Genomic DNA, 24,833 nt, shown 5'->3' with positions numbered 1-24,833 from the left:
AGCCCTTCCGCTGCCTATACTTTTGTTAAGAACGATAGATAATAGTCCAAAAATTATTTCATTTTCCATGGGGTATAATATGAAAAAATTTAATTTATTCGTCTTAATAGGCGTTTTATTAGTAGGCCTTACTGCTTGTGATACGATGTCACCTGATCAAAGACGCGTTGCCGGTGGCTTAGGTGGTGCTGCAGTAGGTGGTCTTTTAGGTAACACAATTGGTGGTGGTTCAGGTAGAACCATAGCTACGATAGCCGGTGCAGGAGTAGGTGCAGTAGCCGGAAGCAGCCTTGCAGGTAGTTCAGGCAACCGATATTAGAAGTTATTTTCTTGCAAAGCCTAAATATACGTTCCCCGTAAATCAGCGTATGTTTAGGCTTTTTTATTAACCCCCCCCTTTTTTTTAGTAGTTAAACTTGCATTTTTAGTTATTATTCAGCTAATTGTTCTTTTATATTTTCTATAAATGCTATACTTTTGCCTATATTAAATCGATATTAATACCTTATGCGTCTAGAAAGTATTAAATTAGCAGGATTCAAATCCTTTGTTGACCCCACTACGGTGGCTTTTCCTAGTAATCTTACCGCTATCGTAGGACCGAACGGCTGTGGAAAATCGAATATTATCGATGCCATTCGCTGGGTTATGGGTGAAAGCTCTGCGAAGCAACTACGTGGCCAATCACTTGATGATGTGATATTCAATGGTTGTCATAGCCGTAAACCTCTAGGCAAAGCAGCAATTGAGCTGAATTTTGATAACTCCGATGCAAGCCTAGGCGGCCAATACAGTAGTTACACACAAATTTCGATCCGACGTGAAATCACACGTGAAGGTCAATCAATCTATTCACTTAATGGGACGCGTTGTCGCAGACGCGATATTCGTGACATTTTCCTAGGCACTGGCTTAGGTCCGCGCAGTTATGCCATCATTGAACAAGGTATGATTTCCCGTATAGTAGAAGCTAAACCCGAAGAGCTTCGTGCCTATATCGAAGAAGCCGCCGGTATCTCAAAATATAAAGAGAGGCGTCGTGAAACTGAGTTACGCTTAGAACATACGCAGGAAAATTTAAATCGTTTAAATGACTTAAGAGAAGAACTTAGCAAGCAGCTTAAGCATTTACAACGACAAGCCAATACTGCCGAACGCTATAAAACACTTAAGCAAGAAGAACGGCTCCTAAAGGCTCAACTACAAACCTTACGTTACCAAGCTTTTCAGAAAAAACTACAGACTCAATTAACTGAAATACAATGTGTTGAAGAACAACTACACACATCTCAACTTGAACAACAGCATTTATCAGCACAAATAGTAGCTGATCGTGCTCAACAAACTCAAACAAGGCTAAATTGTAATAGTTTTCAAACAGAATATTACGAATTAGGCAATAATATAACACGTTTGGAAGAAAACTTACGTACGCAGACAACACAACTTCAGCAAAATCAACAGGAACTAGCCGATTTAAGCAAAAAGAAATTGGTTCTTGAACAGCAATGCCAATCCAGCGAAACTAATCAGATTCAAATCAAGCAAACACTTAGCGAACTTCAGCAAAAACAAAATGAACTCCAAGTAGCTGCTGAGCAAAGCCAATCTTTGCTAAAAGTAGCTGAAAAAAATTATGCAGAATGGCAAACAAAATGGGAAAAAATTCAAACCTCTTTTTCTGAACTAAAACAACAACAACATATTGCTGCAACACAAAACCATTACCATCAACAACAATCACAAACTTTAAACCTGCGTATTGAACGTTTGCAGCAGGATCACGATGCACAATCTAAAATTTTAATCTCACAGAATGAACAACCTGAAAATTTGAACGAAGTTTTAGCGCAAGTTGTAGAAAAACAAACTCAATGTAAAACACAACGCGAACAAATTGCTCAACAAATTCTTGAGCAGCGTTCCCATTTACAACAAGCCACTAAAGAACTCGATCAATTAAAAAGCCGCTTACAGATCACTCAAGGCGAATATGCTTCACTCATGGCCTTGCAACAAGAAGCTTTAGGCAAACGCGAACATACCTTACTGCAATGGTTTAAAAAGCATAATTTAACCGAGCAGCCTCGATTGGCTCAGCTATTGCAAGTTGAATCAGGCTGGGAACGTGCTGTAGAACTTGCTTTAAATCAGCATATTCAAGCGGTATGTTTTACCGACCGAGATTCTTTAGATGATTTTTTAACTAACCCACCGCCGAATACCGTTAGCTTAATGACAAAATCGATGCCATGTGAACATTTTGCATCGACCTTTCAGAATCAATTAGCCTTAGCGCCTATCAGCAGCAAATTTACAGCTCCATGGCCACTCGAACACTTATTAGCGGGTGTCTATGTAGCCGAGACGATGTCTGAAGCCCTGGAACATACCAAACAATTAAAAAGCTATGAGTCCATCATCACGCGCGAAGGGGTTTGTTTAGGTAACCATTGGATTCGTTTAACCGCAGCAGGTGATGATAAAGCAGGCTTATTACAACGTGAACGCGAAATAGTTCAATTACAAAAAATACAACAAGACACTCAAGAACAGCTTGATAAGCAACAAGCACACTCTCTGCACATTCAAAAGCAATTAAAAGAACTGGAAGAAGCTCAAACTCTACAACAAAAACACTATGCAGAATTAATTGCCCAACAAGCAGATTTAAGCGCACGCCAAACTGTACAACATGCGCGGATAAATCAAGCTAAACAACGTATTCAAGTGATACAACAAGAATTGCAAGAAACCAAACAACTTAATGAAACGACACAAGAAAAAGTGCAGCAAACCAGCGAAGAGCAAAAAATAGCAGATACTCAGCTGCAGCAAATGGAAAAACAACGGCTCGCACACTTGGAAGATAAAGAGTCACTACACAGTCAACTCAATGAATCAGTGCGTGTCGCTAAAGCTTATGAAGCAGAACTTCATCAACATGAGTTAAGCCTACAAGCGGCAGGTCATCAACTAAAAGCCGAACTTGCCAGTTTATCCAATGTAAAACAACAACAATTGCAATTAGAACAACGTCTTAGCCAATTACATAAAATCCTCAACGTTGTTGAAAATCCGATAAGCTCACTTGAGCAACAACTCAATCATCATATCGATAAGAAAAATAAACTTGGCTTACAACTTAAGGAAAGCCAAACGCAATTAGAAACCATCGACAATAGAATTAAATGCACTGAAGACCAATTGCAAACATTGGAAAGCAATCTTAACTTAGATCGTGATACCTTAGAGCAACAACGTTTATTTTCACAAGAGTTACGTGTACGCGCTAAAACCTTAGAAGAACAATTACAAGAAGAAGGTTATGAACTGGAAAAACTATTATCAGAAATTCCCTCTGAGCAAATTGATATTACAGAATGTGAAACACAACTCACTAAATTAACCCAGCGTATTGAACAGATAGGTGCGGTTAATCTAGCTGCTTTAGAAGAGCAACAACTTGTTTCAGAGCGTGAAAAATACTTAGAAGACCAATTTAAAGACTTAACAGCCGCCTTAGAAATGTTGCAAACAGCCATTCAAAAAATGGATAAAGAAACGCGTAATCGTTTTAAAGAGACCTTTGACAAGGTCAATCAGAATTTTACTACATTATTTCCAAGACTATTTTCGGGCGGTATTGCGTCATTACAACTGCAAGAATCGGATTTGCTGAATAGTGGTATCTGCATCATGGCGCAACCACCAGGAAAGCGAAATAGCAGCATACATCTTCTTTCAGGAGGAGAAAAAGCGTTGACCGCAACAGCTTTAGTCTTTTCTTTTTTTCAGCTAAATCCTGCTCCTTTTTGCATGTTAGATGAAGTTGACGCCCCCTTAGACGACACGAATGTTCTAAGATTTTGTAAGTTGGTGAAAGAGATGTCGAATGAAGTACAATTTATCTTTATTAGCCATAATAAAGTAGCGATTGAAATGGCACATCACTTAGCAGGTGTAACTATGCATGAACCTGGTGTATCACGGATGGTCGCTGTCGATCTAGAAAAAGCCATCGCTATGGCCGAGGTACCCACGTAATGGACATTGACTACTTACTCATTATTTTACCCAGCATTATTTTCCTGGGAGTGTTTGGCCTAATACTTATTATTTGGCATGGAAATTTTCGTAGTAAAAAAGAAAAAATAAATTTAAATACTGATCATTTAATAACGCAGCCTCCATCTAAAACCGAACCACCCACATCGCGACTCGAACCTACTTTAACTAAATCAAGCCTAAATGGAAAAAACACAAATCACACAAACACTTCGACTCAACATGACATTGATAACTATATTATTTTACAATTAATGGCCCCCACACAAAGACCTTATCGAGGATATGAACTCATTCAAACATTAACGAGCGCGGGATTTCATTATGGCAAAATGAATATTTTTCATTTTTATGCTGATCCGCTTAACAAAACAGAACTTTTGTTTAGTCTAGCTTCGGCTATCGAACCCGGAACGTTTGATTTAGATAATACCGGTGAAATAGTTTGCCCTGGATTATGTCTATTTATGTCAATTCATAAGGTCAAATCCGCACTGACTGCATTTGATGTAATGTGGGATACAGCACAAATTCTCGCACAAGACTTAGGCGGTACCTTATGCGATAGGCAATTGCTACCAATTGACGATCTGACACGTTATCACTCTCAACTTCATGCTTATGCCTAACGATAGCATTATAAAAAAAATAGCTCAACTTAAAAAAAAAATTAACGAACACAACTATCGTTATCATATTCTCGATGAACCATTAATTAGTGACGCAACTTACGACAAGCTTTTTCGTGAATTAGAAGATCTCGAAAAACAACACCCCGAGCTTATTAGCAATGACTCGCCTACTCAACGTGTTGGCAGCACTCCGTTAGCATCCTTCCAACAAGTCCAACATCCTATCCCCATGCTTTCTTTAGAAAATGCTTTTTCTGAAAAAGAAGTATTCGCCTTTAATAAGCGTATACAAGAACGCTTACATACCAAGAAAGAAATAGAATATGCTTGTGAGCCTAAATTAGATGGTATTGCTGTAAGCTTAACCTACTATAAAGGACAATTAACTCGTGCCGCCACTCGAGGCGATGGCAATACTGGGGAAGATATTACTTTAAATATCCGAACAATTTTAAGTATTCCCTTACACCTGCGCGGTTCAGATTACCCCACCTACTTAGAAGTTCGCGGAGAAGTGTACATTCCCAAAAAAGCTTTTCAACAACTTAACAAGCGTCTAAAAGACGCCGGTGAAAAAACTTTTGTTAACCCACGTAATGCAGCAGCAGGAAGTTTGCGTCAATTAAATCCAAAAATTACCGCTCAACGTTCATTAGCCTTTTTTACACATAGTGTCGGACAAATTAAAGATGGCAAATTAGCTTCTACACACACCGCAATTCTAAACCAATTTAAACATTGGGGTTTACCCCGTTGCCCACAAACTCAAACAGCCAAAAATGTGCTCGCATGCTTAGCGTATTATAATAAAATGGAAAAACAACGTGCTACACTTCCCTATGAAATTGATGGAATTGTCTACAAAGTAAACGATATCGCCTTACAACAACAGCTTGGCTTTGTATCGCGTGCCCCACGCTGGGCATTGGCTCATAAATTTCCTGCTCAAGAAGAATTTACGCAAGTACTGGCAATCGAGTTTCAAGTAGGTCGTACAGGGGCATTAACTCCGGTGGCACGATTACAACCTGTATTTGTTGGCGGGGCTACCATTAGCAACGCCACTTTACATAACATGGACGAAGTTAAACGTAAAGACATACGTGTAGGTGATACAGTTATCATCCGTAGAGCAGGAGATGTGATTCCGGAAGTCGTCAGTGTCGTTAAAGAAAAAAGACCCGTTAACACCCATGCGTTAAAACTACCTAAACATTGCCCTATCTGTGGCTCAGATATCGTTAAAATAGAAACAGAATCTGCTGCGCGATGCAGTGGTGCGCTTTATTGCCCAGCACAACGAAAAGAAGCCATTAAACATTTTGCCTCCCGCAAGGCCATGAACATTGAAGGTTTAGGTAATAAACTAGTTGAACAATTAGTCGATAACAATTTGATTAAAGATGTGTCTGATTTATATCATTTAACCCCTGAACAATTAGTCGATCTGGAGCATCTTGGTAAGAAATCTGCTCAAAAATTATGCGACGCTATACGCGCTAGCAAAAAAACTAGCTTAAGCCGATTCTTATATGGATTAGGAATACGCGATGTGGGGATAACAACTGCTTTAAATCTTACCCAACATTTTCAAGAGCTGAAATCCATCATGCAAGCTGATGAAGAATCGCTGCAAGCTATTCCCGACATTGGCCCTATAGTTGCGGCCCATGTTAAAAAATTCTTTAGCGAACCTCACAACCTTGAAGTTATCAAAAATCTATTAGCCGCTGGGATTTCCTGGCCAAAACCTGACGTTAACAATCCACAACATCATCCATCCCTCTTAACTGGAAAAAACTTCGTTTTAACCGGCAGTTTATCCGAATTAAGTCGTGAACAAGCCACCACTTTAATCCAAGAACTCGGGGCAAAAGTCAGTTCTAGCGTGTCTAAAAAAACCGATTACGTAATCGTCGGCAAAGACCCTGGCTCTAAACTTAACCATGCCAAAAAATTAGGTCTCACAATCCTGACTGAAAATAAATTTCTAGAGCTATTAAAGAAAGCAAATTTATCGTAAAATTACCATTTTGGTAATAAATATACATTTAGCTTGTCCTTATGTATAAATTATCAACAAAAACTAGCAACTATAATTGAAATTTATTAGGCTATACCGTTTATTGGCTCAAAATTTGTATGAATCTATGGCATCAGCGTTGATTTTACTGTTCCTATACTAATGCATTATAGCTTCTGATTCCGATGGAGGTTTTAACGATACTGACTATTCTCAACAAGTTATTTTGCACAAAGTGTGCTAGTTAATAATCGGGGATCCCGATAATAAAAAATTTTCGCATATTCCAATGCGAGCTGAATATAAAAATAATAATAATGAGGCAAACTATGCGTATTCTATTAATCGAAGATGATGGAGCACTAGGTGATGGGATTCACAAAGGTCTAAAACAGTATGGCTATACAGTTGATTGGCTCACTGATGGCCGAACCGCCTTAAGTTCCATCAAAACAGAAACATTTGATGTCATCCTACTTGATTTAAATTTACCGGGTCTACCCGGATTAAGTGTTTTACGTGAGATGCGCGCAGCGGGTATCACTATGCCTGTACTCATCTTGACAGCGCGCCATGCCATCGAAGACAGAATAAAGGGTTTAGATAGCGGTGCTGACGATTACTTAACTAAGCCTTTTGACTTGGATGAACTATCTGCCAGAATTCGGGCTTTACAACGACGCTTCTCCAGCAATCGCGCTTCACCTCTATTAACGTATCGCGATATCGAATTAGATCCCAGCTCATTTACCGTCACACTCAAAGGATTGGCTATTAGTTTGTCGCGTCGTGAATTTAGTTTACTGCAAAAATTGTTAGAAAATGCTGGCCATGTTGTCTCGCGCGACTCGCTTAATCAATGCCTCTATGGCTGGGGTGATGAAATTGATAGTAATACATTAGAAGTACATGTCCATAACTTACGAAAAAAACTAGTCGATACCAACTTTATTCGAACAATACGTGGTGTGGGTTATATGGCCGAGAAGGAAAACAATTAATGTTTACTATTTTTTCGATTAGACGTTTTTTATTGTTTAATCTATTAAGTACAGTTATCGCTACTATCATCATTACTGCTTTTGGGAACTATTATATAGACACCCAAGCTATTAATGTGGGTTTAGATAATTTACTAGTAGAAACAGGCTCGCTCCTTAAAACCGTTACTAATAACCCACGCTTCTTAACACCTGAAACACTTAGAGCTATTCAATCACAACTCAATATCCACAATTATATTCCAAAAAAAAACTCCGCTCTTAATTCTCATTTCAATATAACTGACATCACTCAAAAGCAATTACGTTATAAATTTCAATTATGGGATGGCGATGGGAAGTTATTATTAAGTTCAGAAAAAACACCAACAGCGCCACTCATCAGCAAACCAGGGCTCAGCGATAAAATTATCGAGGGCCAAAAATGGCGTACTTTTACCATTTACGATAGCCACCGCGGAATTATTTTAGTTTTAGCGGAACAATACGCAGCACGTCACACCATGATCCATGACATGTTAGTCAGTGATACTTACCTCACACTCTTTATTTATCCTTTATCAGGAATGTTTATTTGGCTCATCATTGGTAGCGGATTAAAAAGTATCCGTTTTTTTGCTAAAGAAATGACTGAGCGTGCTGCTGATCACTTAGATCCCGTTGATTTAAATGAAGTGCCCGTAGAAATAAGCCCTTTGGTGGATGAGTTGAATAAACTTTTTTTACGTTTACAACAGGCTTTTGAACGCGAGCAACGTTTTGCTGCGGATGCCGCTCACGAATTACATACACCTCTCGCTGCTTTAAAAACCCAAGCACAAGTAGCCCTCAAAACTACCGACCCACAAGAATGCTATATGCACTTAAAGCAAGTCATAGCCAGTGTTGATCGTTGTTCACATATCATCCAACAATTACTGACGTTGTGTCGCTTAAGTCCAGAAACCATCATGCCGGAGCACTTTACACAAGTAAATTTGTCACGTATAGCAGCTGAAGTCATTGCTCAATTAGTACCACAAGCTATCCATAAGCAAATAGAAATTGAATTAATCGCAAAAGAATCAGACTATACGATGTTAGGAAATACCACAGGCTTACATGTATTAATCCGCAACCTAGTCGATAATGCTATTCGTTATACCCCGATAGGAGGAATTATTAAGGTACATATTTTTAATAAGTCTGACTCCATTGTCTTACAAGTAATAGATAACGGTTCGGGTATTCCTGATAAATTACGCGCGCGTGTATTTGAACGCTTTTTCAGAGTCTTAGGAACTAATGCACAAGGCAGTGGTTTAGGGCTTGCTATTGTAGAACAAATTGCAAAATTACATAAAGGTTCCATCGCATTAGATACTCCTGAAGAAGGCACCGGACTCCAAGTTGAAGTTCGCTTTCCAAAATAAATGTAATTAATTCACTTAAAGCACTGTCGTTAACAATGCCTTAAGCTTCTTTTTAGTTAGCTAAAAGCCGTTGATAAGCACCCCTGGCATTTCTGAACTATTTTCTTGGCGAAATGGGTTTTGCCTAAATAGCGTGCTTTTAGGTGACAAATAGGAACGTGTGGTTTGAACGGAATTTGATTCGTCTTCACTTGAAACACCACTATCAAACTGTTCTGCTATAAAAATACTCTCTCTAATTAAATTTTCTTCTGGTTCTAATTGTTCCACATTGGAAGTTACAGAAATATCAGATTCATTATCCCATTCACTATCGCAATCATTAGAGTCATAAACAGCAAGCGGAATATTTTCCTTAAATTCTTTTTCTAATGCAGTATACAGAAATAAAATTTCTGCTAAAATAAATTGACTGAGTTGATGCATGTCATTTTCTAGCGGTTTAGGATCCATTGCTTTTGCGCAATTTTCAAGTTCTTTAATAAGGCTTAGCATCGTCTTAAAGCTTGCAGCTAAACTTGCAAAATCTCTACTAGAATGGAAGAACAAATTTTTATCGGTATAAAGAATGGATTCTAATTTATTTAAAATTTCATAAACTTTAGAAATATTTCCATAACAAAATTCAATTTGTATATCTAAATTTTTTCGATGAGCTTCATAGAAAAATCTTATTTTGTCCATTCTTATATTCATCAATTGTTTAAAATTATCCGTCAAGTGGTTCTGATGATTATTCATCAACGCTGCTTCATCATTAACTTCACATATGATTTTAAGGCGCAGTTTAATTCCTTCCAGTAAATGATATATCCCTTGTATTTTAACTGTGTTTTGTTGGCCAGATTTTCTTTTTATAAATTTTTTTATTTCACAAACTTTGCTTTCAAATAAAGAAAATTCTTTTTTAAAAACAAAATCCTGCACTTTTATATATTCATTTAATAACTTAGTTTTTTCTTCTGAGTCTAAGAGCAATTTAATCCTATACTTCAAATATTTAAGTAGCGTATCTATCTCTAAATGCTCTTCTGAATACTCCACTAAAAACTCCTTACAATGACGAGCAATTTTTAATGTATGTATGCACGATATGAGCCAGTCGCTAATCACATGCTGTTCATTTATAGAAATATAAATTAATGGTGATGCTTTAGATTCAATAATTTTTTTTTCTATTAAATTCAGCGATTTATATTGCATTTCTAACTTAACATCTAGCAGCTTATTGTTAATCTCTTGTATCCGATGTCTTATATCTCTCAACGCATCTAAAACTGTTTTAGCTTCTGGGAAATTACTTAATTTAGACTTAGGCTTAATTATCCAAGCAATAAATATTTGTAACCAACGAACAACCCACCAGTTTGATCGAGGCGCAGACTCCAATTCAACAAACTCGGGAAAAAATCTAGCCAAAAAATCAGAGGGACTGATATTTTTAATGGTTAATAAAATAAAGTAGCTAAAAGCATATTCATGAACAAAATTTTTTTTAACATTTTCTTTAGTAAGATTTATAAAATAGTATTCTAAAAAATTTTTATCTAATGCATTTATTTCTTCAAAAAAAATTAATACCGCGCTATTCAATGCGTTGTAGTCAATATAATCTATTGAAATTTCTTTTAATTTATTATTATATTTAACTAATGATTTATCGAAACCTTGCAAGCTCATAAATACCTCTTTTTTTTTATTATTTTTATATGGGTATTATTTTTTAATAAATTGTAGGCTACTTTTATTAAATAAAATTGTCAATTAAATTTAAAATAATAATTTAAAAATTTGATATACCATTTTGTAAAAAAATCTTTAATGTAATTCTTTTTTTAATATTTTTCCCAACATGGATTTTGGTAGATGTTTCAAAAATATAATTTCATGCGGTAACTTATAAGCAGTCAGTGCAGCACGACAATAATTTAATAATTCTTCTGTGGTAAGACTTTCATCTGCTCGCACCACAAAGGCTTTAATCGCTTCACCGGTTTTATCGGACAGAACTCCTATTACGGCAACCTCTTTAACTTTTGGATTTTGTTGAATAACATGCTCAACTTCTTCAGGATAGACATTGAAACCTGAAACTAAAATCAGTTCTTTTTTTCGCCCGACGATAAACACAAATCCCTGATGATCAATACGTGCTAAATCACCGGTTAATAACCATCCATCTGGGGTTAATGCATACTCTATATCTGCCGCTTGCATCCAATAACGTTGTATGACTTGAGGGCCTTTCACGCATAATTCGCCTATTTTACCTATTCCCACTTCATTTTTTTTATCATCATAGAGACGAATATTCGTTGAAGGAAGTGGCAAACCGACATGATCACCGGCTACCACTAAATCCCAAGGTGGAGCGCAGACCACAGGAGATGCTTCAGTCAGACCATAACCTTCTAGTAATAACTTTCCGGTTATTTGTTTCCAGTAAATTTTAACCGAAGATTGAATTGGAGCACCACCTCCTAAAGCGATCTTTAAATTCGTAAAATCTAATTTTATAAATGCTTTATGCCGCAGAAGTGCTTTAAATAAAGCATTAACGCCCAACAATGTACTAAATGGTGTGTTTGAAAGTACCTGAATCAATTGTTTTATATTGCGTGCATCGGGAATTAAACAATTCTTACCGCCTAATCGCAGACACATCAAACCGTTAACCATCAAAGAAAAAATATGATACAACGGTAATGCGGTAATAAATGTTTCTTGGCCTTCACACAAAATGGGTCTAACCCACGCCGTTAACTGCTCTATATTTGCTAACATGTTTCGATGGGTTAACATCGCACCCTTAGGAACTCCCGTCGTACCGCCAGTATATTGTAGAAAAGCAAGATCTTCTCTTTGGATTGCAACCGTTGACAGGGTTAAATTCTGACCGATTTTAATGGCCGCTAAGAAATCGATCGGATGAACAGCCGGATTTTTTTGTTTTTGGTTTTTTATCAACCAATCAGCAGAAACATTAACTATCCAAGACCGCGGCCAACTGAGCATATCACCTAAATGAGTGGTAATAACATATTTTATACGCGTGTTTTTTAATGTATGGATTATATTGGGCAGAAAATTGCGTAATATAATTAATACTTCTGCCTGCGAATGCTCTATTTGTTGAGTAAATTCGGGTAAGGTATAAAAAGGATTTACGTTAGTAACAACCAATCCTGCTTGCAGCACTGCAAAAATCGAGATCATATATTGTGGACAATTCGGTAACATCAGCGCGACTTTTGTCCCTTTATTCAATTTTAATCGCTGCTGTAAATACGCAGCTAAGTCACGGCTTAAATCAGCCCATTGTCCATAGCTAATCGTTTGTTGAAAAAAACTTAATGCGGGTAGCGTACAAAATTTTTTGCAAGCATCTGTAAATAATCGATCGAGTGTTTGATAAATATCAGGATTAATCTCAGCAGGGACTTGTTGCTGGTAACGATTCAACCAAATTTTTTCCATCATTCACCACCTAGAAAATTAAAGGCAAGCATTCCCTATTAAGTTTTAGTATATAATGCCTATTTTGTTTCGACATTTTATAGTGAGCAGGTGGACTATTTATGCACAGTATGATGGGAACATCACAAGAAGCTTTTAAATTAAAGGCGAGTCTATTCACATTAACAACTTTTCATTTGTTAAACGCTGATGCACAATTGGTTCATCAACAATTAAAACCTTTAGTTGAGCAAACTCCTCGTTTTTTCCAACAATTACCCATTATTTTGGATTTATTTTCTCTACCTGCGGCAAGCGGACCTATTGATTTTCCTGCTATTATTAGCTGTTTACGTGGCTACGGTTTAATTCCTGTTGGAATACGCGGTGGCAGTGCTGAGCAACAAACATTTGCGATACAATCAGGGCTTGCTATCCTCGCTAATATAAAAACAGAAGCTAGCGAGACCCTGTCTAAGCCAAATGCACCTACGCCTGCTATTAACTCTAAGCTAATTACCCAGCCAGTGCGCTCAGGCCAACAGATCTATGCAAAAAATAGTGATTTAATTGTAATTGCTTCCGTCAGCCCGGGAGCAGAATTATTAGCCGATGGCAACATCCATATTTATGGTCGATTAAAAGGTCGAGCATTAGCAGGAGTTTCTGGAAATCAGCACGCACATATTTTTTGTCAAAATTTAGAAGCTGAGCTTGTAGCGATTGCCGGTCATTATTGGTTAAGTGAAGATTTGCAGGATTTACAACAAACACTAAATAAAGGCAGTGTACAAATTTTTTTATATCAAGAACGTTTACAAATAAAACAACTTGCTTAAGTTAGCTCCAAACATTCACTACTTTTAAGTAGTATCCATTTTTCCAGTAGATAATCCATTTGTTCTATCTTAATTGGTTTAACCAATACCTCATCGATACCGGCTTGAAGAAATTGCTGTTGATCCGCTGGTTGACCGTATGCCGTTAATGCAATAATAGGAATACGTTCCTTATCTGTTTCCTGTTGTCGAATTATCTGTGCAATAGCGATCCCATCGCTATCCGGCAAAGCAATATCGAGAAGAATAAGATCGTAGTGATTTTGCATATAATAGTTTAAAGCCATTTCAGCATTACTCGCGATATCGTAAAGTATTTCTTTTCGTTCCAACAACAAACGATAAATACACTGAATAATTTTATTATCCTCTACCACCAGGATGCGTAATGTTACATCATTAAAAATAGCCAAGTTATTTTTTTCTGTTCCTCTTGTTTCAACACGCGGCTCTTCTTTAAGCTCATGCAAAGGAATGCGACAAATATAATGGCTTCCTTTTCCAAGCGTACTTTCAACTTTTAACGTCGCTTTTAATACGCGCAGATAACTTAAGATAATAGCTAAACCTAAATTAAATGTCCTATAACGACGGTTTTTCTGAGGATTAAATTGGTTAAAGCAAGTATTTAATTCTAATAATTCAGCTTCATCCATCCCTTTTCCAGTATCTTTAATACTGCATATAATTTCGGTGTGCAGCGAAGCAGATTCTTTTATAAGGCTAACAATTTGTATAATAACCATACCTTGTTCGGTATTAATTAAGGCATGACTGCTTAAATGAAACAAGATATGGTAAATCAAATTCGGATCGCCTATCCAGATTAGTGGAATATCTTTCGGATAATCGAGAATTAACTGTAAACCCCGCATCCCTGCCTGATAGGATAATTGTCTAATCACTTTTTCTAGCAAATTTTTCAAATTAAAAGTGCAGGATTGCAATTCAATATGTTGCGCTTCTAACTCAGAAAGATTCAACATACGGTTCATTACAGGCAAAATAGTTTCACATGCTTCAAGGATATCCGTTACATAACGTTGTTGCGTAGGCAGTAAACAATCCATAGTTAACAATTGCGCAATGCCAATAATGTTAGCTAAGGTGGTACGCAATTCATAACTTAAATTAGAAATAAAATCTGACTTTGCACGGTTAGCATTTTCTGCACGTCTAGCATTTTTGACAATCGTTGCTAATAGATGCTGATAGGCTTCTTCTTTCATATTTTTTTCCTTTATGACATGCGTACTTCAAGCGGCAAAATTCACAACAATTGGTTTTTTTGGGAGTGGAACCGTGTTGTGAAGCAACCAGAATGTATTATTTATATATAAGAATTGCGAATTGAGCGGTAACACAGACAAAAACTTAAGTGCGAAAAATATCTTAGAAAAGTTTAAATCTCCTTCAATTGTGAAAACTGAATATCTGGCCAGCGTTCCATAGTTAGTTTTAAATTAACCTGACTCGGTGCCAAATAAATCAGATTTTCTTTAGCATCATGGGCTAAGTTTAGAGATACTCGATGTTGAAATTCTTTTAATTGCTTATTATCGTCCGCACTTACCCAACGCGCCGCCACGATATTAACTGTTTCATAGGCACACTCTACTCTATATTCATGTTTTAATCGGTAAGCCACCACATCAAATTGCAAAACACCCACTGCCCCTAAAATTAATTCGCTACTGTTCAACGGTTTAAAAATCTGTATTGCTCCTTCTTCAGATAATTGCATTAATCCTTTTAATAATGCTTTAGATTTTAATGGATCTTTTAGACGAACTCGTTGAAATAATTCAGGTGAAAACGAGGGAATGCCAGTGAATTTTAACGTCTCACCCATGGTAAAACTATCACCTATCTGTATCGTGCCATGATTATGTAAACCAATAATATCGCCTGGCCATGCTTCTTCAGCTCTCACTCTGTCACCTGCCATAAAAGTCAGTGCATTATGTACCGTGACCTCACGCTGTGTGCGGACATGAAATATTTTCATACCCGGTGTGTATTTTCCAGAACATAAACGCAAGAAGGCAACGCGATCTCGATGCGCTGGATCCATATTCGCCTGAATTTTAAATATAAACCCGCTGAAGTTAGTTTCTTGTGGATACACAACTCGAACATCAGCTTGTCTTGGCTGTGGACAGGGTGCATATTTCACAAAAGCAGCTAATAGTTCTTGTACTCCAAAATTATTAATCGCTGAGCCAAAAAAAACCGGTGTTAACTTTCCTGCAAGATAATCTTGCTCATTAAAATCTGCACTCGCTCCCCTAATCAGGGCCAATTCATCTTGTAATTCATCAAATAAAACGCCGACTCGTTCTTTTACCTCAGGTTGACTAAGACCTGTAAAACATTCACTCTCTTTACGTTTTAAATTACTTGAAGGTGCATAAAAATAAACTTTGTCCTCTAAGGTATGATAGATACCCTTAAATTGTTTTCCCATACCTATAGGCCAAGTGATCGGCGCACAGGCAATCCCGAGAGTCGATTCAATATCATCTAATAACTCAATGGGCGTACGCGCTTCTCTATCCATTTTATTTATAAAAGTCAAAATGGGGATCTTCCGTAAACGACAAATTTCTAATAATTTTTTTGTACGCGGTTCCACACCTTTAGCCGCATCAATTACCATTAACGCGGAGTCAACTGCCGTTAACGTACGGTAGGTATCTTCAGAGAAATCTGCATGGCCCGGTGTATCTAGTAAATTAAAAATGCACGCTTGATATGGAAATTGCATCACTGAAGTCGTGACAGAAATTCCTCGTTCTTTTTCTAAAGCCATCCAATCGGAAGTAGCATGGTGTGCGGCTTTACGCGCTTTAACCGTTCCTGCAAGTTGTATGACACCTCCCCACAACAAAAGTTTTTCTGTCAATGTCGTCTTACCCGCATCCGGATGAGAGATAATTGCAAATGTTCTTCTAGATAAAATTTCTTCCGGATACGATGCGTCTGACATAAGAACCCATGAATTAAATATTAAAAATAACCATTATTTTAAAGGGGATGTTATTGTATACGAAATTGCGTTACTGTTTTCATCTAATTCACCAATTCCTTGATAATGCTAATTGCCAAATTAAGTATTCTAGTTTAACCTGGCAACTTTCTGGGAGAGGTGTCCGAGCGGCTTAAGGAGCACGCCTGGAAAGTGTGTGTAGGTTTATCCCTACCGCGGGTTCGAATCCCGCTCTCTCCGCCAATGGTGGTTATATCGGTCCCTTCGCAACACAAAGCAGCGAACCCCGTCAGATCCGGAAGGAAGCAGCGGTAGTTGTCAATGTGGGTGCCGAGGTGTGGCTGCTATAACCGCCTCCATTAGACCTCTTGCATAACCCCAGTGATGAGCTTGAGTTCGAGGCAAACCCGATAGTCAAGGACCGAGTTTACATGAGTAAATGAGGACCGTAGACTAGCGTTTAACGATGAAATCAAGTCTAGCACGCAGATTATGCAAGTGGTCTATAAAGATCTGATGATTGGATCAAGGTGGTTCTTATGAGTTATCAAGTCCTTGCGCGAAAATATCGGCCTCAATCATTCGATCAGCTAATTGGTCAAGAATCTACTTGCCGCATCCTAAAAAATGCACTGAATACACAACGAATTCATCATGCTTACCTTTTTACGGGCACGCGCGGGGTTGGGAAAACAACCTTAGCACGTTTACTTGCTAAATGTTTAAATTGTCAAACCAAGATCACGCCTGAACCTTGTAATCAATGTGCAACATGCCTTGCGATTAATACGAATCGTTTTACCGATCTCATTGAAGTAGATGCTGCATCACGCACCAAAGTAGAGGATACACGTGATCTATTGGCTGATGTTCACTATGCCCCCAGCCAAGGCCGCTATAAAATATATCTTATTGACGAAGTGCATATGCTTTCTTCACATAGTTTTAATGCCTTATTAAAAACTCTCGAAGAACCTCCACCCCATGTCGTTTTTTTATTAGCAACGACTGATCCGCAACGTTTACCTGCCACGATACTTTCGCGCTGTCTACAGTTTCATTTGAAAATTATTTCAGCTGCGCAAATCAGCGACCACCTCGCTAACGTACTAAAAAATGAAAATATTCCTTATGAACTCGCTGCACTATCACCACTTGCGCAAGCGGCACGAGGTAGTTTACGTGACGCGTTAAGTTTATTGGATCAAGCAATAGCTTATACCAATCAAAATCTTACCAAACAGGATATCAATACCTTACTCGGCCATGTCGCTAACACCGAAGTGACTAGTTTACTTGAAGCATTGATTTTAGAAGATACTACGCAACTTTGGTCCCTAGTCGAAAGCTTAAACGAGCTCGCTGTAGATTTTTCATGGGTTATTGATGAGCTCATTACTTTTTTACATGATATGGCGCTGAGTCAACGGTTTAAGACCGAAACTAACTATCCCCAGGCTGTTATTAATTTAGCCAAAAAACTTTCACCTGAAGACATTCAACTTTATTACCAAATTGTTTTATTAAGTCAACGTGATCTAACGCTGGCACCCACCCCTCGACTAGGCTTTGAGATGATGTTGCTTAGGCTGCTCGCTTTTAAACCTGGGATTGAGCAGACTGAGCACCGCTTAACAAAATCAATTCAACCGATTGTGACAGAAAAAAAACCCAACGCTGCGCGCAAAATAGAGCAAGCAATAGACCAAAAGCAACAAAAGAACTTGCACTGGCCTACACTCATCAAACAATTGAACTTAACGGGCTTAACCTATGCCCTCGCCCAGCAGTGTGCTTTACAGTCTTATCAAGACAACCACATTTCTTTATGCTTAGACCCTAGACAAGCCGCACTTCGCAGTGTTAAACAAGAAGCCAAGTTAGCGCAAGTGCTTTCAGACTATTTCAAGCAACCCACCACATTAGCGATTATTCTTGGTGCTGCCGATTTAGCGACTCCCGCACGTCTGGAACAACAGTACAAATCACAGCGTTTAGAGCAAACGGCAGCCGCATTACAAGAAGATCCTACTATTCAAGCGCTTATGCAAACATTTGATGCTAAACTACAGCCTGAGTCTATTCAGCTTCTGGATGAAGATTGAATATCTCTGTATATTTACCAATAAAGTGAACCTACAAAGAGGAAAATAAGATGAATATGAAAGTTGACCTAGACACGCTTTTAAAACAAGCCCAAGACATGCAGTCCAAGATGCAATCTGCTCAAGCCGAATTAGCACAAATCGTGGTTACCGGAGAAGCAGGTGGTGGTATGGTTAAAGTTGAAATGGATGGTCGACATACGGTGAAGTCCATTTGGCTAGATCCGGCTTCGTTAAAGGAACCGAAAGAATTTGTCGAAGAATTGCTGGTAGGCGCATTTAATGCCGCACTAAAAGAAATTGAACAAGCATCACGTCAAAAATTAAATGACTTAACCAGTCTTATGCAAACAAAATTTAGCAGTGATATAGCAACGACGACAACTAAATAATTAGTACGCTAAAGAAAATAGGTGTAAATCGATATGGCATTTAGCCCTTTGATCACACAAATGATCGCACAATTTTGTTGCTTGCCAGGAGTAGGACCTAAATCTGCGCAGCGCATGGTCTTTCATTTACTAGAAAGAGCACGCGCGGATGGTTCAGCGTTAGCAAAAATTATTGAGCAAGCGATTCAAGAAGTTGGAAATTGCGAGCAATGTCGAAGCTTAAGCGAAACACCTATTTGTACATTATGTTCAAGCCCAAATCGAGATACTAGTCTACTCTGTGTGGTTGAAACACCGGTTGATGTACTCGCTATCGAGCAAACGGCCAGCTATCGTGGTTATTATTTTGTTCTAATGGGCCGCTTGTCACCACTCGATGGCATAGGACCTGAAGAGTTAGGTATAAAGCATTTTGTTCACCGTATTAATACGCAGCCACCGCAAGAAATTATTTTAGCGACTAATCCCACCGTAGAAGGCGAAGCGACCGCGCACTACCTCACTGAGTTGATTAAACAAAAAGGGATTAAGATCAGTCGCATCGCGCATGGTGTCCCATTAGGTAGCGAGCTAGAGTTTATTGATAATCATACGCTAGCTCGTTCATTGTTTGCACGCGTAACTGTTTAATCTATAGCCTCACTAAGGATGTGGTGACGCTTGTGTTTCCGGAAGTCCAACTTCTGTGTCAGGCCTGTTTTGAAAAAAACTAACGCTTTTACGACTAGAAGATGCAGTGCCTAAACTACTAGCTTGTCGATTACCGAGCTCGTCTGCTTGTAAGTAGCGCTGATAAACTTCACTTAGATAGCTGGGATTTATAGGAAGACGTTCTGGTACTATTAATGAAAATTCTTCTCCAATAATCTGTTTTATTTTTCCACAATTAAAAACTTTTTCATAAGCGGGATTAGTAATAAAACTCTGCTCGGGTATATTTAAAGCAAATGCAACAAATACAGAAGGCATGGCACCAACGATAAGACTAGGATCTATCTTGGACACAATAGCATAAGATCCCTTTTCTTTTGGTACATCTATAGTAGTTATATTTTTTGCTTCTACTAAATAAATATATCCATAAGTTCCGGCTGAAACAAACTCGTTATCTCGACCAATAAAGTCACCGTCGCTACATTTTGTGCTGGATGCGGTAATATAAGTTGCAGGTAAGGGTTTAAATACTTTACTTAAAATTTCTGTATCCAAATCAGTTTGCCTAAATCCATTTTTAAAAACTTCATTAAGACCATCCGCTAAGGTATTTACAAAACTATCTTTTCTAACAATGATTTCTTCACCGCGCCATATAAAATCTTTTTTTGGCATAATTATTATCCTTAATAAAGTTTAAAACACATAAATATATTAACAGAATCAATTAAAAATTAAAAAGATTAAAATAGTTATTTTAATTTGAAAAATAAAATTTTAAAGTTGTATCCTCACTTTATTTAAACGTGGCTAATTAAGTGAAAATACTTAAGATGGGGAAGGCTAAGTTGGCAGCAACCCTACTCTATCAACAAAACTTTTTGACTGTACGTATGCATATGTGTCAGGAAGAGGGCCTATATATTCTGTGACTATTTTGAATAATCTAGGCTACACGTTTTATAAAAAAAACTAACATTTCGAGGAGTTTGAAAAAACGATAGATTAGTCTGTTTATTACCTAGCTCTGCTTGTAAACCAAAGCTTCTGTCTTCATGTTTTACAAGACGCAACAAATCTTCCTCTTCTACTTCAGTAATTTTTTTTATATTCTCAAGTGCTGTTTGTAAACCAAAACTCCCATCTTCATGTTTTACAAGACACAACAAATCTTCCTCTTCTACTTCAGTAATTTTTTTTATATCCTCATCGGAAAAAGATCCCCTATATTTAGGATTTTTAATAAAACTTTTTTCATTAACCCCTAAGAGTTTAACGACGGAAAGGGATGGAATAGCACCTAATATATGCTTTACATTGAACTTAGATATAATCGCATAATCCGGCCCTTCAGTAATTTCACCTAAATAACCCTTACTAAAATTCGGGTTAGATATATTATCTTCGCACAAAGGAACACTCTGTATCTTATTCTCCTCAGTGGAATCAATCATAAAAACATAGCCATACTCTCCCGCTGAAATTTCTTCATTTTCTATACCAAGAGGATCGGAACTTGATGCGCAAATAAACATCGGATCAAGAGATTTTATATAAGGTAATTCAGCTAAAATACTTTGTTCCGCTATCGAGTAAATCCAAAATGAAAAACTTTATTTAAATGAGCCAGCAAGCTAATTTTTGAAAGATTTTGAGAATCAATTATTTCTTGGCCACGCCATAAAATGCCATCTTCTGGACCATAAGAGATTAAAACATCATGGTGATTGGAATAAGCTAATACAAAAGGATATTCATAATCTTTTTGAAGTAATCCGTTATTGTTGTTGTCCATGCTAAAGATCAATATCCTTATTTAATATTTAAAATGTTTATACTAACAAAAAAACTGCTAGGATAAAATAAAAATTTAAATTAATAAAAATATCAATACTAGAAAAATTTATTATGAAAGATCCTCACTTTATTCTTTAATTTATTCACTAATAAAAAACAAAGTGAGAATAAATAGACAATTAAGCTAAAGCTTGTTTAGCTTTTTCTACGAGCTGCGCAAAAGTAGCTTTATCGGTAATAGCTAAATCCGCTAAAATTTTACGATCAACGACGATTTCTGCTTTGCTAAGACCCGCAATAAAACGGCTATAAATCATACCATGTTCACGTACTCCGGCATTAATACGTACTATCCACAGTGCACGAAAGTCACGCTTCTTTTGCTTTCTATCACGATAAGCGTACTGACCTGCTTTTGTAACTGCCTGCTTCGCTGCTCTAATGACGCGACTACGCGCGCCCTTATAACCCTTAGCTGCTTTTAGGATTTTTTTATGTCGGGCTCTTGCAGTTACCCCACGTTTCACTCTTGGCATCGTCTTTAACCTCTTGAATTATCTTTCGTTGTTTTCTATGAACCTTGTAACATACGTTCGACAGCACGTACGTCACTGGGGTTAACTAAATTTGTATGACGCAAGTTACGCTTGCGCTTAGTATCTTTCTTAGTAAGGATATGGTTATGGTGTGATTGCGCACATTTATAACCGTTCGCTGTGGGCTTAAAACGCTTTGCAGCGCCTCGGTGACTTTTTAACTTTGGCATAATAGAGTTTTACTCCGCATTACTTAATTATATTTATACTCTTCGCACTTGAATTTTTGTCTGTGTTGCCGCTCAATTCGCAATCCTCTTGTATATGAATACCCTCCGGTTGCTTCATTATCGCGGCGCCTTGTCAAAAATCCCATTGGTATGAGTATCGTTGAGCTACTTAGTTTTTTTTGGGCTAACCACTAACACCATCTGCCGACCTTCCATTTTAGGTTTATCATCGATCACGGCATAAGCAACCAAATCCTTTTCTAAACGTTCGATAAGCTTAGCGCCTAAGTGCAAATGGGCGATTTCACGACCCCGAAATCGTACCGTAATTTTAGCTTTATCGCCCTGTTGCAGGAAACGTATCAGGTTGCGTAGCTTGACCTGATAATCTCCCTCTTCCGTTACGGGTCGAAACTTAATTTCTTTCAATTGAATGCGCTTTTGCTTTTTCTTTTGTGCTGATTTTTGCTTATTCAATTCAAATACATATTTTCCAAGATTCATAATCCGACAAACGGGAGGAACAGCTGTCGGTACAATTTCTACTAAGTCAAGACCAGCCTCTTCAGCCTCTCGTAATGCCTTATCTAAAGAAACCACGCCTAACTGCTCACGCTCAGGGCCTATTAACCTGACTTGGGGAGCGCGAATCTCGCCATTAATCCTAACCTTCTTTGCATTGTTGGCCCCTGACCTAGGCTGCCCTGCCCCTCCTGGTCGATGCTGAATAACTTTTTCGGTACTAATAACTATTTCTCCGTATCGATTCGACTTTGCGGCACAATAGCCTGCTGAATCATCTGATAAAACGTATGGACCGACATACTACCCAAATCATCCCCTGTTTGTCTACGTATGGTGACTTGTTTTGTATCGACTTCCTTAGCTCCTATCACGAGTTGATAAGGAACCTTCTGCAAACTATGTTCGCGAATCTTAAAGCTGATCTTCTCATTTCTCAAGTCCAACTTGATTCTTAGCCCTAAACGCTCTAATTCCTGAGCTATTTTACTGGCATAATCGTGTTGTTTATCGGTGATAGTCATGATAACCACTTGTATAGGAGCTAACCATAAAGGGAAATGACCCGCATAATGCTCAATGAGTATACCTATAAAACGCTCTATAGAGCCTAAAATAGCTCTATGCAACATAACCGGCGTTTTACGCTCACCTTGCTCGTTTACATATTCAGCACCTAATCGTTCCGGCATAGAAAAATCAACTTGAATGGTGCCGCATTGCCAAATACGACCTAAACAATCTTTTAAAGAAAACTCGATTTTTGGACCATAGAAAGCCCCTTCACCGGGTGAATAAGTCCATGTTACCCCTTCGCGGGCATCTAAGGCTTGCGCCAAAGCTTTTTCAGCTTTATCCCAGCTTTCATCTGAACCGACACGTGCTTCTGGGCGTGTGGCTAATTTAAGAATAACTTCATTAAAGCCAAAATCGGCATAGACGCTATAAAGCAAATCAATAAAAGCCGCTACTTCCGCTTGAATCTGATCTTCTGTGCAGAATATATGTGCATCGTCTTGTACAAAGCCACGTACGCGCATTAAACCATGTAATGCACCCGAAGGCTCATTACGATGACAAGAACCAAATTCCGCAAAACGCAGAGGAAGATCGCGGTAACTTTTTATACCTTGATTAAAAATTTGGATATGTCCCGGACAGTTCATCGGCTTAATTGCAAATTCGGTATTTTCCGTAGCTGTGGTAAACATTTCTTTAAAAAATTTATCCCAATGACCTGATTTTTCCCAAAGTTGGCGCGCAAGTAATTGTGGTGTACGTATTTCTTGATAGCCTACTACTTGCAAACGTGCACGAATGTATTGTTCGATAATTTGATATACAATCCAGCCACGAGGATGCCAAAACACCATACCTGGCGCTTCTTCTTGGATATGAAATAAATCTAATTGTTTTGCCAATTTGCGATGATCACGCTTTTCAGCTTCTTCTAAGCGATATAAGTAATCTTTTAAATCACTTTCTTTTAACCAAGCAGTACCATAGATACGTTGCAGCATTTCATTTTTGGCATCACCGCGCCAATAAGCACCTGCAACATGCGTTAATTTAAAGACTTTAAGCTTACCCGTACTGGGTACATGAGGTCCACGACACAGATCAAGAAAATCTCCTTCTCGATATAGTGACAATACCTCTTTTTCTGGAATTGCATTAATCATCTCTGCTTTATATTCTTCTCCTAAATCACGGAATAACTTGATAGCTTCTTCTCTAGACACCGTAGATCGTTGTATAGGTAAATCCAGTTTAACCAACTCATGCATTCGCTGTTCTATCTTGACCAAATCATCCGGTGTAAAAGTGTGTGATAAAGCGAAATCATGATAAAATCCATTTTCTATAGCAGGTCCAATAACTATCTGCACAGTTGGAAATAATTGTTTAACCGCATAGGCGAGTAGGTGGGCTGTCGAATGTCGAACAATCACTAGTGATTCAGGATCAGACGAAGTAAGTATTTTTAAATTAATATTTTTTCTAATGGAATAAGATAAATCAACAAGTTGCCCATCTACTTCTGCAGCTATAGCAGATTTTGCGAAACTAGGCCCGATTTGTTCAGCTATTTGATAAATTGTATCCCCATTAGCAACAGTACGCTGTGTTCCGTCTAATAAGGTAATAATAGGCATTGCTCTTATCCAAAAATAGTT

General features: G+C 37.9%; 21 protein-coding genes, 1 tRNA gene and 1 other RNA gene. 12 read left to right on the top strand and 11 right to left on the bottom strand.

The features are described 5' to 3' along the window. The first annotated feature begins 79 nt into the window (after nucleotides 1-79). From AACL18_RS02310 to AACL18_RS02285, 6 genes are all read left to right on the top strand, one after another. Entirely contained in the window at nucleotides 80-319 is a 240-nt protein-coding gene (locus AACL18_RS02310; RefSeq protein ID WP_339051135.1) for a glycine zipper 2TM domain-containing protein, read from the top strand. 188 nt (nucleotides 320-507) lie between these two features. Next, complete coding sequence (smc, locus tag AACL18_RS02305) at nucleotides 508-4,047, top strand: chromosome segregation protein SMC (RefSeq protein WP_339051133.1); 3,540 nt, start codon at nucleotides 508-510, stop codon at nucleotides 4,045-4,047. Next, nucleotides 4,047-4,697 carry a cell division protein ZipA C-terminal FtsZ-binding domain-containing protein gene (locus AACL18_RS02300; RefSeq protein WP_339051132.1) on the top strand — a complete coding sequence of 217 codons (651 nt, stop codon included), beginning with the start codon at nucleotides 4,047-4,049 and terminating at the stop codon, nucleotides 4,695-4,697. Before smc ends, AACL18_RS02300 begins: the two co-directional genes overlap by 1 nt. Then, entirely contained in the window at nucleotides 4,690-6,723 is a 2,034-nt protein-coding gene (gene ligA, locus AACL18_RS02295) for an NAD-dependent DNA ligase LigA (protein ID WP_339051131.1), read from the top strand. The genes AACL18_RS02300 and ligA overlap by 8 nt, the downstream gene beginning before the upstream one ends. A gap of 329 nt (nucleotides 6,724-7,052) precedes the next feature. Next, nucleotides 7,053-7,724 (top strand): response regulator transcription factor, encoded by a 672-nt coding sequence (locus tag AACL18_RS02290; protein ID WP_339051129.1) that lies wholly within the window; start codon nucleotides 7,053-7,055, stop codon nucleotides 7,722-7,724. Beyond that, nucleotides 7,724-9,136, top strand: coding sequence for an ATP-binding protein (locus AACL18_RS02285; RefSeq protein WP_339051128.1), 1,413 nt, complete (start codon nucleotides 7,724-7,726; stop codon nucleotides 9,134-9,136). The genes AACL18_RS02290 and AACL18_RS02285 overlap by 1 nt, the downstream gene beginning before the upstream one ends. A gap of 60 nt (nucleotides 9,137-9,196) precedes the next feature. Here AACL18_RS02285 and AACL18_RS02280 read toward each other — a convergent pair whose 3' ends face one another. Both AACL18_RS02280 and AACL18_RS02275 read right to left on the bottom strand, forming a co-directional pair. Continuing rightward, nucleotides 9,197-10,816 (bottom strand): hypothetical protein, encoded by a 1,620-nt coding sequence (locus AACL18_RS02280; RefSeq protein ID WP_339051126.1) that lies wholly within the window; start codon nucleotides 10,814-10,816, stop codon nucleotides 9,197-9,199. A gap of 138 nt (nucleotides 10,817-10,954) precedes the next feature. Next, on the bottom strand, nucleotides 10,955-12,616 hold the full coding sequence (locus AACL18_RS02275; RefSeq protein ID WP_339051124.1) for an AMP-binding protein: 1,662 nt from the start codon (nucleotides 12,614-12,616) through the stop codon (nucleotides 10,955-10,957). Nucleotides 12,617-12,714: 98 nt separating this feature from the next. Between AACL18_RS02275 and minC the strand changes: the two genes are divergently transcribed. Then, nucleotides 12,715-13,431, top strand: a complete 717-nt coding sequence (minC, locus tag AACL18_RS02270) for a septum site-determining protein MinC (RefSeq protein WP_339051123.1) — start codon at nucleotides 12,715-12,717, stop codon at nucleotides 13,429-13,431. Here the strand turns inward: minC and AACL18_RS02265 are convergent. Both AACL18_RS02265 and AACL18_RS02260 read right to left on the bottom strand, forming a co-directional pair. After that, nucleotides 13,428-14,660, bottom strand: a complete 1,233-nt coding sequence (locus AACL18_RS02265) for a response regulator (RefSeq protein ID WP_339051121.1) — start codon at nucleotides 14,658-14,660, stop codon at nucleotides 13,428-13,430. The genes minC and AACL18_RS02265 overlap by 4 nt on opposite strands. 173 nt (nucleotides 14,661-14,833) lie before the next feature. Then, nucleotides 14,834-16,420 (bottom strand): peptide chain release factor 3, encoded by a 1,587-nt coding sequence (locus AACL18_RS02260; RefSeq protein WP_339051119.1) that lies wholly within the window; start codon nucleotides 16,418-16,420, stop codon nucleotides 14,834-14,836. 153 nt (nucleotides 16,421-16,573) lie between these two features. On the opposite strand from AACL18_RS02260, the gene AACL18_RS02255 reads away from it, so the two are divergent. The 5 genes from AACL18_RS02255 (at nucleotide 16,574) to recR (ending at nucleotide 19,547) form a co-directional block, all read left to right on the top strand. Next, a tRNA-Ser gene (locus tag AACL18_RS02255) sits at nucleotides 16,574-16,663 on the top strand. A 10-nt stretch (nucleotides 16,664-16,673) separates the two neighbouring features. After that, nucleotides 16,674-16,770: signal recognition particle sRNA small type (gene ffs, locus AACL18_RS02250), an RNA gene on the top strand. Between the two features lie 189 nt (nucleotides 16,771-16,959). Continuing rightward, nucleotides 16,960-18,525, top strand: a complete 1,566-nt coding sequence (gene dnaX, locus AACL18_RS02245; RefSeq protein ID WP_339051118.1) for a DNA polymerase III subunit gamma/tau — start codon at nucleotides 16,960-16,962, stop codon at nucleotides 18,523-18,525. A 50-nt stretch (nucleotides 18,526-18,575) separates the two neighbouring features. After that, entirely contained in the window at nucleotides 18,576-18,917 is a 342-nt protein-coding gene (locus AACL18_RS02240) for a YbaB/EbfC family nucleoid-associated protein (RefSeq protein WP_339051117.1), read from the top strand. A gap of 33 nt (nucleotides 18,918-18,950) precedes the next feature. Beyond that, nucleotides 18,951-19,547: a recombination mediator RecR gene (recR, locus tag AACL18_RS02235; protein ID WP_339051116.1), complete on the top strand. Its 597-nt coding sequence runs from the start codon at nucleotides 18,951-18,953 to the stop codon at nucleotides 19,545-19,547. Nucleotides 19,548-19,559: 12 nt separating this feature from the next. On the opposite strand, the gene AACL18_RS02230 is transcribed toward recR, so the two are convergent. The 7 genes from AACL18_RS02230 to thrS form a co-directional block, all read right to left on the bottom strand. Beyond that, nucleotides 19,560-20,246, bottom strand: coding sequence for a hypothetical protein (locus tag AACL18_RS02230; RefSeq protein ID WP_339051115.1), 687 nt, complete (start codon nucleotides 20,244-20,246; stop codon nucleotides 19,560-19,562). A 257-nt stretch (nucleotides 20,247-20,503) separates the two neighbouring features. Beyond that, a complete protein-coding gene (locus AACL18_RS02225) occupies nucleotides 20,504-21,106 on the bottom strand; it encodes a hypothetical protein (RefSeq protein ID WP_339051113.1) in 603 nt (200 codons plus the stop codon). Nucleotides 21,107-21,156: 50 nt separating this feature from the next. Next, a complete protein-coding gene (locus AACL18_RS02220; protein WP_339051112.1) occupies nucleotides 21,157-21,366 on the bottom strand; it encodes a hypothetical protein in 210 nt (69 codons plus the stop codon). Between the two features lie 181 nt (nucleotides 21,367-21,547). Then, complete coding sequence (gene rplT / locus AACL18_RS02215; protein ID WP_339051110.1) at nucleotides 21,548-21,904, bottom strand: 50S ribosomal protein L20; 357 nt, start codon at nucleotides 21,902-21,904, stop codon at nucleotides 21,548-21,550. A gap of 35 nt (nucleotides 21,905-21,939) precedes the next feature. Further along, on the bottom strand, nucleotides 21,940-22,134 hold the full coding sequence (gene rpmI, locus AACL18_RS02210; protein ID WP_339051108.1) for a 50S ribosomal protein L35: 195 nt from the start codon (nucleotides 22,132-22,134) through the stop codon (nucleotides 21,940-21,942). 165 nt (nucleotides 22,135-22,299) lie between these two features. After that, on the bottom strand, nucleotides 22,300-22,863 hold the full coding sequence (gene infC, locus AACL18_RS02205) for a translation initiation factor IF-3 (protein ID WP_339051583.1): 564 nt from the start codon (nucleotides 22,861-22,863) through the stop codon (nucleotides 22,300-22,302). A gap of 20 nt (nucleotides 22,864-22,883) precedes the next feature. Continuing rightward, nucleotides 22,884-24,812 carry a threonine--tRNA ligase gene (gene thrS / locus AACL18_RS02200; RefSeq protein ID WP_339051106.1) on the bottom strand — a complete coding sequence of 643 codons (1,929 nt, stop codon included), beginning with the start codon at nucleotides 24,810-24,812 and terminating at the stop codon, nucleotides 22,884-22,886. Nucleotides 24,813-24,833 lie beyond the last annotated feature (21 nt).

This window comes from Rickettsiella endosymbiont of Xylota segnis, from assembly GCF_964019545.1.
Taxonomy (GTDB): Bacteria; Pseudomonadota; Gammaproteobacteria; order Diplorickettsiales; family Diplorickettsiaceae; genus Aquirickettsiella.
Note: the sequence above shows the minus strand (reverse complement) of the source record. Positions and strands in the feature narration are given on the sequence as shown.

What these genes read in the sequence shown, in the direction of transcription:
- dnaX (WP_339051118.1), top strand. Translation starts at nt 16,960, where the DNA reads ATGAGTTATCAAGTCCTTGCGCGAAAATATCGGCCTCAATCATTCGAT.
- rpmI (WP_339051108.1), bottom strand. Translation starts at nt 22,134, where the DNA reads ATGCCAAAGTTAAAAAGTCACCGAGGCGCTGCAAAGCGTTTTAAGCCC.
- rplT (WP_339051110.1), bottom strand. Translation starts at nt 21,904, where the DNA reads ATGCCAAGAGTGAAACGTGGGGTAACTGCAAGAGCCCGACATAAAAAA.
- recR (WP_339051116.1), top strand. Translation starts at nt 18,951, where the DNA reads ATGGCATTTAGCCCTTTGATCACACAAATGATCGCACAATTTTGTTGC.
- AACL18_RS02240 (WP_339051117.1), top strand. Translation starts at nt 18,576, where the DNA reads ATGAATATGAAAGTTGACCTAGACACGCTTTTAAAACAAGCCCAAGAC.
- ligA (WP_339051131.1), top strand. Translation starts at nt 4,690, where the DNA reads ATGCCTAACGATAGCATTATAAAAAAAATAGCTCAACTTAAAAAAAAA.
- AACL18_RS02230 (WP_339051115.1), bottom strand. Translation starts at nt 20,246, where the DNA reads ATGCCAAAAAAAGATTTTATATGGCGCGGTGAAGAAATCATTGTTAGA.
- AACL18_RS02265 (WP_339051121.1), bottom strand. Translation starts at nt 14,660, where the DNA reads ATGAAAGAAGAAGCCTATCAGCATCTATTAGCAACGATTGTCAAAAAT.
- AACL18_RS02285 (WP_339051128.1), top strand. Translation starts at nt 7,724, where the DNA reads ATGTTTACTATTTTTTCGATTAGACGTTTTTTATTGTTTAATCTATTA.
- minC (WP_339051123.1), top strand. Translation starts at nt 12,715, where the DNA reads ATGCACAGTATGATGGGAACATCACAAGAAGCTTTTAAATTAAAGGCG.
- AACL18_RS02225 (WP_339051113.1), bottom strand. Translation starts at nt 21,106, where the DNA reads ATGTTTATTTGCGCATCAAGTTCCGATCCTCTTGGTATAGAAAATGAA.
- AACL18_RS02275 (WP_339051124.1), bottom strand. Translation starts at nt 12,616, where the DNA reads ATGATGGAAAAAATTTGGTTGAATCGTTACCAGCAACAAGTCCCTGCT.
- smc (WP_339051133.1), top strand. Translation starts at nt 508, where the DNA reads ATGCGTCTAGAAAGTATTAAATTAGCAGGATTCAAATCCTTTGTTGAC.
- AACL18_RS02290 (WP_339051129.1), top strand. Translation starts at nt 7,053, where the DNA reads ATGCGTATTCTATTAATCGAAGATGATGGAGCACTAGGTGATGGGATT.
- AACL18_RS02300 (WP_339051132.1), top strand. Translation starts at nt 4,047, where the DNA reads ATGGACATTGACTACTTACTCATTATTTTACCCAGCATTATTTTCCTG.
- AACL18_RS02310 (WP_339051135.1), top strand. Translation starts at nt 80, where the DNA reads ATGAAAAAATTTAATTTATTCGTCTTAATAGGCGTTTTATTAGTAGGC.
- AACL18_RS02280 (WP_339051126.1), bottom strand. Translation starts at nt 10,816, where the DNA reads ATGAGCTTGCAAGGTTTCGATAAATCATTAGTTAAATATAATAATAAA.
- thrS (WP_339051106.1), bottom strand. Translation starts at nt 24,812, where the DNA reads ATGCCTATTATTACCTTATTAGACGGAACACAGCGTACTGTTGCTAAT.
- AACL18_RS02260 (WP_339051119.1), bottom strand. Translation starts at nt 16,420, where the DNA reads ATGTCAGACGCATCGTATCCGGAAGAAATTTTATCTAGAAGAACATTT.
- AACL18_RS02220 (WP_339051112.1), bottom strand. Translation starts at nt 21,366, where the DNA reads ATGGACAACAACAATAACGGATTACTTCAAAAAGATTATGAATATCCT.